Annotated in this window: 7 protein-coding genes and 1 pseudogene; 5 read left to right on the forward strand and 3 right to left on the reverse strand. The window is 26.5% G+C overall.

Features of this window, described 5'->3' with window-relative positions; translation table 11 throughout:
* Positions 1–640: 640 nt before the first annotated feature.
* The 3 genes from hemW to proC form a co-directional block, all read right to left on the reverse strand.
* On the reverse strand, positions 641–1,774 hold the full coding sequence (gene hemW / locus AB4W73_RS01820) for a radical SAM family heme chaperone HemW (RefSeq protein ID WP_367680160.1): 1,134 nt from the start codon (positions 1,772–1,774) through the stop codon (positions 641–643).
* 787 nt (positions 1,775–2,561) lie between these two features.
* Positions 2,562–3,116, reverse strand: a complete 555-nt coding sequence (locus tag AB4W73_RS01825) for a YggT family protein (RefSeq protein WP_367680161.1) — start codon at positions 3,114–3,116, stop codon at positions 2,562–2,564.
* A gap of 79 nt (positions 3,117–3,195) precedes the next feature.
* The gene (proC, locus tag AB4W73_RS01830) at positions 3,196–4,020 is read right to left on the reverse strand and encodes a pyrroline-5-carboxylate reductase (protein WP_367680162.1); all 825 of its coding nucleotides are present in this window, start codon (positions 4,018–4,020) and stop codon (positions 3,196–3,198) included.
* Between the two features lie 2,461 nt (positions 4,021–6,481).
* On the opposite strand from proC, the gene rpsO reads away from it, so the two are divergent.
* From rpsO to smrB, 5 genes and pseudogenes are all read left to right on the forward strand, one after another.
* A complete protein-coding gene (rpsO, locus tag AB4W73_RS01835) occupies positions 6,482–6,751 on the forward strand; it encodes a 30S ribosomal protein S15 (protein ID WP_367680163.1) in 270 nt (89 codons plus the stop codon).
* Between the two features lie 96 nt (positions 6,752–6,847).
* Positions 6,848–9,016, forward strand: coding sequence for a polyribonucleotide nucleotidyltransferase (gene pnp, locus AB4W73_RS01840; protein ID WP_367680164.1), 2,169 nt, complete (start codon positions 6,848–6,850; stop codon positions 9,014–9,016).
* 1,088 nt (positions 9,017–10,104) lie between these two features.
* On the forward strand, positions 10,105–10,185 hold the full coding sequence (gene yrbN, locus AB4W73_RS01845) for a protein YrbN (protein ID WP_367680751.1): 81 nt from the start codon (positions 10,105–10,107) through the stop codon (positions 10,183–10,185).
* Positions 10,175–11,983 (forward strand): annotated as a pseudogene (locus AB4W73_RS01850) (DEAD/DEAH family ATP-dependent RNA helicase); the annotation flags it as partial. The gene yrbN and the pseudogene AB4W73_RS01850, both read left to right, overlap by 11 nt.
* 221 nt (positions 11,984–12,204) lie before the next feature.
* Positions 12,205–12,735, forward strand: a complete 531-nt coding sequence (gene smrB / locus AB4W73_RS01855) for an endonuclease SmrB (protein WP_367680165.1) — start codon at positions 12,205–12,207, stop codon at positions 12,733–12,735.
* The last annotated feature ends 281 nt before the right edge of the window (positions 12,736–13,016 follow it).

Genomic DNA, 13,016 nt, shown 5'->3' on the forward strand with positions numbered 1-13,016 from the left:
TAGCATTTATAAATATAAAATATATATTAAAATAATCTATATGATAAATTTAATTAATAAATAACTAATCTTAAAGTTTATGAAAGTAAGTTACTTATTAAAAATTTATAGTATTATCATATAATTTTGCTAATATTCAGATAAATAATAGAATAATTCAGCAAATTATTCTTTACTAAGAAAAGCTTTTAAGCTACTAGCTAACCTAATTATTAATAGTATTATTTAGATTAAAAATCTCGAATAATAAGATAAAATACTTAGTATATGGCTAATTCTTATTAGCTATAAAGCATAATAAGATGATAATATGTAAGTTAACAACAATGATAATACCTAGTTAAACTTACTTTTTATATTACTAATCCAATGTTATTAAAATAAAAGTATGAATTATCAGTTTAATTTTTTTATAAAAGCATTAAGTATTATTAGTCTAAAACGTATAAAATATAAAAAATTATATATACATACAAGTATATGAAAGATATAAGTACTAAGTAATGTAAAATTTGTAGTACGTAATAGGATTATGATAAGAAAATATTATTTATAGTTAAAAGCAAGATAGTATATCAATGAAATAAAATACTAAATTACTTATAAAGTGTTAGGAGAGTTAATTGATTTATTAATAATTTTATAATAAAAACAAATCTAATAATGAATTAAGAAATAATTTTCCTTTTTCAGTAATTTGCCAATATTTATTAGTCTCTTCCAAATAACCTTTAACTATAGCTTGTTCAATAGGAAAACGAATCGTGCTTTCTGTTAATCCTGTTAAATTACAGAAATCAATACGGGGTATCCTTTCTAATAAACGAAAACGATTCATAAAAAATTCAAATGGACGTTCAGTTTTTTTAACATTATACTGTTGATTTTTATATTTACCTTGCATAAATTTACGTGGATACTTTGTTTTTATTATACGTAATATTTGACTATCATTAAAGGTTATTTTACTATGAGCACCACAACCAATACCAAGATAATCACCAAAACGCCAATAATTTAGATTATGTTGACATTTATGGCCCGGTTTGGCATACGCTGAAATTTCATATTGCTGATAACCTGCATTGCTTAAAATATAATGCCCTTGTTGAAAAATTTCCCATAATGTATCTTCGTCTGGTAAAATAGGAGGATGAGAGTTAAAATTAGTATTTGGTTCAATAGTAAGTTGATACCAAGAGATATGAGATGGATTTAAGATAATTGTTTTATAAAGATCTTCAATAGCTTCTAAAAATATTTGATTAGGTAATCCATACATTAAATCTAGATTAAAACTACGTAATTGTAACATTTTTACTAAAATTGCTGTTTGTTTAGCTTCATTACTATTATGCATACGTCCAATTTGCATAAGTTTACGGTTGTCAAAACTTTGTACGCCAACAGAAATACGGTTAACTCCAGCATGTTTGTAATGACTAAAATAATCTGATTCAATTACACCTGGATTTATTTCCATTGTTATTTCAGCATATTTTACTAATGGTAATCGCTCCCTTATACCTTGTAATAATTGCTGTATTGCTTCAGCACTTAGTAAATTTGGGGTACCACCACCAATAAAAATAGTGCTAATTTCTCTTCCATTGACAAGTGGTATATCAGCATCAAGGTCAGCTAGTAAATGCTTAACGTATTCTTCATGAGGAATTTTTCCTTTTAATATATGAGAGTTAAAATCGCAATAAGGACATTTTTGTATGCACCACGGAATATGAATATAAAGACTTATTAATGGTAATTGAATCATTTTTAAAAGTATTTAACAATAATTTTTGATGTTTAAGAATAATAAAAGATACCTATTTTATATCTTTGAATTCTAATACATAATAGTAGAATTAAAAAATATAAAAATAGAATAATAACTAAAATTCTTCATTACCTATTTTATCATAAATTATTTTTTCTTACTAATAACTGTGTAGTATGAATGGAATTAGATTAGTCATATGACATATAAATCAATACGAAATAAAACTGTATTCTTTATTATTAGTTAAATATATCTTTCATACTAATTAGTAGCTTCTTTATATTTTTTGCTATCACTAACATGATAATTATCAATATAGTGAGTTAAAAATATTTCTAGTACTCTCTTAATACATTTATAATTAAATTAGAGTTATTGGTAATAGAAAGAGAAATTTATAATTATATGAGACAATGCGTTTTTAAAATAGCTTTTTAATAAGTAAGGCTATGGTCTTTAATATAGATAATATTTCATTATTTACATAATAATACGTAAATTATAACCAAATAGCGAGTCTACTAATTATATTGCTTTATCTAAATTATTAGAGACTAATAAAATTTTTTACATTAATAAATTTTAATTAATTAATCTAGTTTTTCTGCGAAATTATTTTCTATTAAATTCTGAATCTTTTTGAGAGGCACTTAGATAAATAAGATAGATAAAAATGCATAATATTTTATATATAAAAAAGAGTAAATAAAGATTCTAAACTTATTTTTAATAAAGTACTTGGTTAAAATACGATTAATATAAGAGAATTAAGATAAGTTTTTTAGAGAGCTAACCATAGCTCACCGAGTAAATCTATTCCTAGATAATTTATTGTATATAAAATTAATATTACTATTATTGGAGAAAAATCAATACCATTTATCAATGGAATAATACAACGAATCGGGATTATCAGTGGTTCAGTTAATTGATATAATAGATAATCTATTGAACTATAACCTTGGCTAATCCAACTCATTAATGTCCTAATTGTCATCATCCAAAAAATAAGATGACCTACTGCTTTAATTAAAGAGATAATACTTAATAAAAGATTATAGGGATTCAATACAATACTTTTCTCTTGAATTAATAATAACAACGGATACTTTATCGTTATTAGTAAAAATACTAGTAACAATGATGCTGTATCGATTACTCCTAATGATGGCAGTATTTTACGTAAAGGAGAAACAAATAATTGAGTAAATTTTATTATAGATTGCGCAAATGGGTTACAAAAATCATTATGAATCCATTGCATCCAGATTCGTAATAATAATAACATAACGTAAATATCAATGATAGTTTTAGTTAAAAAAATTAATGTTAGCATAAATGATTTTTAATCCTTAATTGCATTAAATTTTTACAAAACCTATTATATGATATGCATTCTTATTCAAAAATTATAACTAAAATAATTTTTCCATTTCTTCTCCACGAAAGGTTGCTGCTTGCATAGCACAAGAAATAATGCCAGATAAATCTTGTTCTTTAAAAACCTTTAATGCTGCTGCTGTAGTACCTCCTTTAGAGGTAACTTGTTCACGTAATTTAGATAAAGGTAACTGTGAATTAGCTTCAACTAGTGCTAAAGCACCAGATGCTGCTTGTTGTACTAGTAACCGTGCTGTTGCTTCATTAAACCCCTGCTTAATAGCTTGTTGTTGCATAGCTTCCATTAATAAGAAAAAATAAGCGGGGGCACTACCAGTAGTAGCAATAACTTTATTAATATCTTGTTCGCTTTTTAGCCAACAAATTTTACCAATTGAACATAAAAGATATTCTGTAAAATTACGATCTGCCTGATTAATATGTGTTGGCGCAAATAAACCACTCATTCCTTTTCTTACTAACACAGGCATATTTGGCATAACACGAATTATATTAAGTTTATCGCCTAATAAATCGTAAAAACGTGAAATTTTAATTCCAGCAGCAACTGATAAGATTAATTTGTTAGAAAAATTAATTCCTCCATCCTGTAGAGACTGGCAAACTTCAATCATAACTTGTGGTTTTACTGCTAATATAATAACTTCTGCTTGTTGAGTTGAAGCAATATTATTACTACTATTTGTAATATTAAATTCTTTAGATAAGGCATTACGTTTATCAGCAGAAGGAGCACAAACACTGATTTTCGTAGCAGGATAACCACTAAAAATTAATCCTGAAATAATTGCACGAGACATATTTCCTGCACCAATAAAAACAATTTTACGATTTTTCATAGAAGTATCTCTTTAGATTAAAGTTTTATCCTACAAATTATATAATATAATTACTTTTATTAAAATTATGATATATAAATAGAGTTTAATACAAAACTTTATGTAATTATCTACACTAAAAGTAACACTACTAATTTACATCAAAGTGCTAATAGCATAAATAAAAGTAACTTTTAGCTTTTATTTCTAAATTAAGCGCATCCATTTAAAAATAATTCTTTTAGCTCTAAAAAATCTATTTTTTAAAATTTTTTAGTTAATGTTAATAATATTTTTTATTAATGAATTATTGTAAGCTCTAATAATATATCTAAAATAATCAATAAATACTTTTTTGCTGACTACTATAAATCATGTACTAAAATCTACTATGTATTATTTTATTGCTGATATTAATTTTGATTAAAAAATTTAACATAAGCGTATTAACTAAATATTACTATTTAATTATTAAGCTATTTTTAGATTACCATTGATATAAAATTAAGTAAAATACTTTAATAAAAACTTTTATTTAAATATATTTAATTAAAGAAGTATTATTCTAATATTTAATTCTATACAAAATAATAAATTTTTCTATTTCTTTATGAATATAGCTTTTACTAAAAATAAGTTTTTAACTAAGAAAACCCCTTAATAAATACGTAGATTTAATTTTTTTACTTACCATAAATAAAATACTTCTTTGAAAAAAATATGTAGTTTTACATTATTAATATAATCTATTTTCTCATATTATATATATTTTATTAAATAAGTATTACCTCGTACTCATATAGACTAAGAGTCTATAATAAATTTTAATTAGTTTGTTATTTTTAATATAAAACATAAGATATTTAATCTATAATTTTATAGCTATTATAAACCACGAGTACATACTAATATATGTTAATAGCGCTTATAACAATAAAATTTGTTAAATAACAGCCAAACGCAAATATTATAGCAGCAACTTTAAATAAAAAACAATGTTTAAACTTATAACAGATAAAACATAAGTTCTTATAAAATAATTAATAAATATTAATCTTAATTAATATTTATTAACAAAAGTATTCAACTTATATAGTATTAACTATATAGAAAAAGAATAGTTCAATTTTTGATTACAATAAAATTTAATAATTAAAAAATAATTTTTTAGTAACAATAAAAATTACTTATTATTTTATATTTAGTATTTAGTTATTATCACAAAATAAACACCTTAATTATTCTTATAATAATATTAACTAATGTAGCAAAAGATAATTTAATTTTAGTAATAGGTACTGCTAGCAATAGTAAATCGATTATATTAAACGCTATTATTAGGCTATTCATTAGTAGGGTAGATTACATACAGTAAGGATTTTATAACGCAACTTAAATAAAGTTATAAAAAATAAAAGATATTTTATATTAATTTTTTATTTAAAATTTTTTGGATTAGTCTTTTTATATGTAATAAAACTAATTTAATAATCGCAGGGAATAAATTTAAAAACTCTTATTTATCTAATTTTTATGCTATAAATTACTGTAGTTAAATTATATCTTAATTTAAACTATTATTCTTTATTTCAGTAAAATATAATATAACTTTAAATTGTTTAATCATATTAATAGCATTTTATTTAATGTATACTAGCTAATAAATTATAATTAAGTTATCTTTTAGTGTAAAAGATTTTTTTATTTTTTAAGTGATATTAAATTTAAATAAATTTTACTAGTCTTAAATAATTTATATCTATTACTATTTTAATTTTAAGATATATTTATATATAAAGCTCTTGAATAATCTAAAATCATAATATCTTTTATTAAAAATAGTTATATAGGTAACTAATTTGCTTTTTTATTAATAATTACTTAGTTTTTAAGGTATGTCTTTTCTAATTAATTTAAAGAAATTCTATTTATTATTAATATATCTTATAGTAAAATTTAATGTATTTTAATACGTAATAGATTTTTATATTTAAGTAATGTCACTATTATATCTATTTATTAGTAATTTTATTAGGTGCCATTAAAGTTTAATTTATTTAACTTACTACCTTAGATTAGTGTTTTCTATATTACAGATATTGCTATTCGTATATATCTAGGATTTTTACTGTATAAGTGTTGGCTAGATAATACCATAACTAATGAACGTAATGCTAAATTCTAAGTTAGTTAAAAGCAATATAATTATATTAAAATTATTATATAGTCTAAGTGTAAGATTATATATATTATATTTAAAGAATTAAAAATAAAAAATTTATGATATAATAAATTAATTTTTCTTATTAGTCATAACTATTCTTAAGATTAGTATTTTATAAGATAACATTAGTTTCGAGGTTTATTAATAAACTGTTATCTTGTCATCTATAATATCAAGGAGTAGAATAATGTAGTTTTATCTTAAGTTGCTGAATTAGAGATTGGCACTTATCTTAATTTTGTTATATGGAGTGATACAATGTCTCTAAATACTGAAATAAAAGCTAATATTATTATTAAGTTTGGTCGTAATACTAATGATACTGGTTCTAGTGAAGTTCAGATTGCACTTTTAACTGCTCAAATTAACCATTTGCAAAAGCATTTTGCTAAACACAAAAAAGATCACCATAGTCGTCGTGGTTTACTGCGTATGGTAGCTAGACGTCGTAAACTTTTAGATTACCTAAAATACACAAAGATAGAGTTTTATTCTACTTTGATTGAAAGTTTAGGTTTGCGTCATTAGTTGACCTAATTTTAGAAGAAAGGGGCCAATCTAGGCCCCTTTCTTCTGATAACTATTTATTATTAAACACCCTCATTAAGTAATAAGGATGCTATTTTGTTAAATCCAACTATCCGTAAGTTTCAATACGGCCAATATATCGTAACCATTGAAACTGGCATGATAGCACGCCAGGCATCAGCCGCTGTAATGGTTAGTATCGATGATACCACAGTATTTATTGCTGTTGTAGGTCAAAAAAAAACTAAAGCTGATCAAAATTTTTTTCCGCTAACAGTTAATTATCAAGAACGAGCATATGCTGCTGGACGTATCCCAGGTAGTTTTTTTCGCCGCGAAGGCCGTCCAAGTGAGAGTGAAACTTTAATTTCACGTCTCATTGATCGTTCAATTCGTCCATTATTTCCAAAAGAATTTCTTAATGAAGTTCAAATTATTGCAACTGTTATGTCAGTAAATTCAGAAATTAACCCAGATATTGTCGCAATGATAGGGGTTTCTGCTGCTCTTTGTCTTTCAGGTATTCCATTTAATGGTCCTATAGGTGTAGCACGTGTTGGTTTTATTGATAATAAATATTTACTTAACCCGACAACAACAGAATTAAAAACTAGTCGTCTTGATTTAGTTGTTGCTGGCACTCCTGACGCAGTATTAATGGTTGAATCAGAAGCTGATATCTTAAGTGAAGATCAAATGTTAGGCGCTATAGTTTTTGGTCATCAGCAACAACAAATTATTATTAAAAATATTAATGCTATGGTTGTAGATGTTGGCAAAACTAAATGGGAATGGCAACCAGAAAAAATCAATCAAGAGTTATATAAATTCATTAAAGAATTAGCAATTAATCCATTTAAAAACGCTTATTATATTATTGAAAAACAAGAACGTTATACTGAAATTAATGCTATCAAAATTAAAATTATTAATGAGCTATTAGAAAAAGATAAAACCTTAAATATATTAAAAATTCAAGATATTTTAGATGATATTGAAAAAAAACTAGTTCGTGATCGTGTGTTAACAGGTAAATCACGTATTGATGGTCGTTCAAAAGATATGATACGTAACTTAGATATACGTATTGGTATTTTACCCCGTACTCATGGATCTGCACTCTTTACCCGCGGTGAAACACAAGCGCTAGTTACGACTACTTTAGGTACTACCCGTGATGCACAAAGTATTGATGAATTAACAGGGGAACGTACTGATACATTCCTACTACATTATAATTTTCCTCCATATTGTGTTGGTGAAACTGGAATGATAGGATCACCTAAACGTCGCGAAATCGGTCATGGTCGCTTAGCTAAACGTGGTTTATTAGCTGTGATGCCAGATCAAAAGATCTTCCCTTATACTATACGTGTTGTTGCAGAAATTACTGAATCTAATGGCTCTTCTTCTATGGCCTCTGTTTGTGGTGCTTCTTTAGCTTTGATGGATGCTGGTATTCCAATTAAAGCAGCTGTAGCTGGGATTGCTATGGGCTTAATCAAAGAAGGTGAAAATTTTGTTATCCTATCAGATATCCTTGGAGATGAAGATTATCTTGGTGATATGGATTTTAAAGTAGTTGGTAGTAGCCAAGGAATAACAGCATTACAAATGGATATTAAAATTGAAGGTATAACTCGTGAAATTATACATAAAGCATTATATCAAGCAAAAAAAGCACGTTTACATATTCTAGATATAATGGAAGAGGCAATTAGCACTTCTCGTAGTGATATTTCAAAATTTGCACCTCGTATTCATACTATCAAAATTAATCCTAATAAAATTAGGGAAGTTATCGGTAAAGGAGGTTCAGTGATTCGCTTATTAACTGAAGAAACTCGTACTACTATTGAAATTGAAGATGATGGCACCATTAAAATTGCAGCAACAGATAACGAAAAAGCAAAATATGCTATTCGTCGTATTAATGAAATTACTACCGAACTTGAAATTGGATGCATATATTCAGGTAAAGTTACTCGTATCGTTGATTTTGGTGCTTTTATTACTACTAGAAACGGGAAAGAAGGTCTGGTTCATATTTCTCAAATTATTAATAAACGTGTAGATAAAGTAACTGATCATCTACAAATAGGACAAGTAGTATCAGTTAAAGTAATGGAAATTGATCGCCAAGGTCGCATACGTCTTAGTATTAAGGAAGCCCTTACTACTAATAGTAATGTTTCTAGTTTAGAAAACCTAAGCTTAAATTTAGATACAGAAATAAATAGTACTCTAAAACAGAATAAACCCTAACACAAAGTAAATAGCGCCACTCTAGACTTCTTATATTTAACTGTAGTTAATTAGATAAAATCATATTTAAGTAAAAATGAAGAATACTAGATTATATTTATTTTTAAAAATTAAAAAATGAAACTTCTCTTATACTAGTATTATTCGTCGTACTAATTATATTAATAGGATTAAGTGATTATTATTAGTATAAATACGAAATTTAATTATTTTAATCTAAGCTATTACAAGAGGAAGTTATTTAACTTAAATAGAGTAAATTTTTATCAGTTAATATTTAATGGATGATGAATGCGTACAGCTTTTATATTAATATAAAATACTATATAATAGATGTAGATTATGAATATTTACGTAAAATAATTTTTGTAAATATTAATTTTTATCCTATATAATAAAGGTTTTTAACTATCTGAGAATTTATTTATATAAATAGGTAACTTTAATACTACTTATAAACTATTTATTCTATGTTAAAATTTAATCTAATTTATAATTATACACATTTAAATTGGGGTGTTTTTTCTATTACAGTAATTCTTTTCTATTAACGCTGAAAATTAGTAAGCACTTTATGAAGATACTCTAAATAATCCCTTCCATATAAAAATTGGTCAGAGGATAATAAGGACGGATATTATCAAATTTATTTTAGCAAAATTAAAGAAAATCTTGCTGAAAAAATTCAAGGAAGACGTAATAGATAATACTTCTCTCGCTGAGCATCTAAGTAAAACTAACTTCTATTTAAGAATATATTACCTAAATTAAAGAAACAAAAGTATTACTTGTATATTATTTACATTAATAGTAACTAACAATATTTATAATTTTATTGAATATTAATATGTATTATTAGACCTAATACTTTAAGTTAAAAATAAAACATCCTATTAAAATTACATCAATAAGAGATATCTTTTAAAACTTTAGTGAACGAGTTACTATCAAATATTTTAAAAGAAATCTATTAACTAACAAGCAATTATTATTCTGATATATTTTATTTTTATTAATGAAATTATCTTAATATAAGGTAGCTTTGTTATTTGTTTTATAATCTAAATCGAGCCAGTTAAAACTTTTCAATGAAAACAATAGAAAATTTTTTCGACAAGTTATGTAGACTGGCCACCATTGCTAATGAGGCATTTATACGTGACTACTGAATTTGAAACCTCTTTTACTAATTTAGGACTATCTGTTCCTATTATTACTGCTCTTACTGATTTAGGATATGAAAAACCATCTCCAATCCAACTACAATGTATCCCACAATTATTAAATGGTTATGATGTTCTTGGTATGGCACAGACTGGTAGTGGTAAAACTGCAGCCTTTGGATTACCACTATTACATAATATTAAAGCGAACATTAAATCTCCACAAGTGCTAGTTTTAGCACCAACACGTGAATTAGCCATTCAAGTTTCTAAAGCATTAACTAATTTTTCTAAATATATTAAAGGAGTTAATGTTGTAGCACTCTATGGTGGTCAACGTTATGACATTCAATTACGTGCGTTACGCCAAAAACCACAAGTTATTGTTGGCACTCCAGGTCGCCTATTAGATCACTTAAAACGGGGTAATCTTGATCTATCTAGTTTAAGTGGTTTAGTATTAGATGAAGCAGATGAAATGTTACGCATGGGTTTTATTGAAGACGTAGAAACTATTATGGCGCAAATCCCGGCGGAACACCAAACTGCCCTGTTCTCTGCTACTATGCCAGATGTTATTCGTCGTATTACTCGCCGTTTTATGAAAGAACCAAAAGAAGTACGTATTCAATCAAATACGACAACTCGTCCAGATATTAATCAAAGTTACTGGATAGTTTATGGCGGTATGCGTAAGAATGAAGCGCTAGTACGTTTTTTAGAATCTGAAGATTTTGATGCAGCTATTATTTTTGTACGTACAAAAAATGCAACACTAGAGGTTACTGAGATTTTAGAAAATTATGGTTATAATAGCGCAGCCTTGAATGGTGATATGAATCAGGCACTACGTGAGCAGACATTAGAGCGTTTAAAGGACGGGCGCCTAGATATTTTAATCGCAACTGATGTTGCTGCTCGCGGTTTGGATGTTGAACGTATTAGTTTAGTAATTAATTACGATATTCCAATGGATGCAGAATCTTATGTTCATCGTATTGGCCGTACAGGTCGCGCGGGCCGTACAGGTCGTGCTTTACTATTTGTTGAGCACCGTGAGCGCCGTTTATTAAGTAATATTAAACGTATAATAGATTCAACTATTACTGAAGTTGAATTACCTAATACGAAATTACTTAGTGAACGCCGACTAGCTAAGTTTTCTACGAAAGTAAGCCAGCAACTAGAAAGTCGTGATTTAGATCAATATCGTGCATTACTAGCTAAATTACAGCCAGAAGAAAGCTTTGATATAGAGATGCTAGCAGCAGCATTATTGAAAATGGCACAGGGTGAACGGCCACTTATTTTACCACCCGAAGCTCCGCGTCCACGTTATGAAACACGCTATCGTGATTATAATAGGGAACGCCGTTTCGATAATCGAGTAGGTAACGACCGCCCAGTAAGACGTGAACATCGTGATATTGGCGATATGGAATTGTATCGTATTGAAGTAGGTCGTAATGATGGTGTGGAAGTTCGTCATATTGTTGGTGCTATAGCTAACGAAGGTGATATCAGTAGCCGTTATATCGGTAATATTAAATTATTTCCTGCATATTCAACTATTGAACTACCAAAAGCAATATTAAAAAATACCTTTTCACATCTTACTCGTACTCGTATTTTAAATAAGCCTATAAATATGCAACTATTAGGTGACGTGCAACTACGAGAACATGAACACAATGAGCGTCGTAGTAGCAATCGTCTATTTGGGACTGAAAATGTTGCTCCGTATCGTTCTTATAGTAGCGAACGTAGTGAAAATAATGGTAAACGTAGTCGTAATAGTCGTGATGCTTTACGTTTTACATCTCGTGGTAGTGATACGGCAGTTTCTGTAGCACCAACACAGTCTCGTTTTACTAATGTATAATAATTAGATTATCTTAAACAGTAATGAAAACCAGCTTCTAGACTGGTTTTTATTAAAATTCATTTACCTAGATATTAATAAAAAGCATTATTAGATGGGCATAATATAGTAATTTATAATAAATAAATGGAATAATAGATAAAATGAAAAAAAAATATCAGCTAAGTGATGAAGAACAACATCTCTTTAAAATGTCAATAATAGGGACTAAAAAACTAAAACAAGATACGTTTATGGATTATTTTAAACCACAAAAACAACATAAAAAACAATATATTAACCTATTACAAAAAAAAATTGCTACAAATTATTATTTTTTTGATGAATATTATACACAATTAAATAATAAAGACCTAACCAGTTATATACGTCAGGATACTGCGAATTTTAAAATCAAAAAACTTCGTTGTGGAGATTATTTACCAGATATATTTTTAGATCTGCATGGTTTAACCCAAAGACAAGCTAAACAAGAACTAGCAGCGATGCTTATAGTTTGTAAACATGAACGCATACATTGTGCTAACGTGATACATGGTTATGGTAAACATATTTTAAAACAACAAATACCACTATGGTTAGCTCAACACCCAGATATATTAGCATTTCATCAAGCACCTAAAAAATGGGGGGGAGATGCTGCATTACTAGTATTAATAGCTTTAGAAAAATAGATATTTTACTAATGTATTATTCTATTTTAATGAATTACTTACTAAGTATATTACACATAACTATATTACTAAAAGTAAATGATATATATTATTTTTGTTTAAATTATTTTTAATAAAATGTCATCAAGCAAGAAAAACTTTGAATAAATTTCAAGTATTATTAGTAACTTATTAAATATATATCTATTTAATTAAAGTGCTATTATAAAAGATAAATATGTAATTTATTACCATTTATATAAATAGTATTCTAGTTATTATAAACATAACAATGCTATAGT

This window comes from Candidatus Fukatsuia anoeciicola, assembly GCF_964059965.1.
GTDB classification, from domain to species: Bacteria; Pseudomonadota; Gammaproteobacteria; order Enterobacterales; family Enterobacteriaceae; genus Fukatsuia; species Fukatsuia anoeciicola.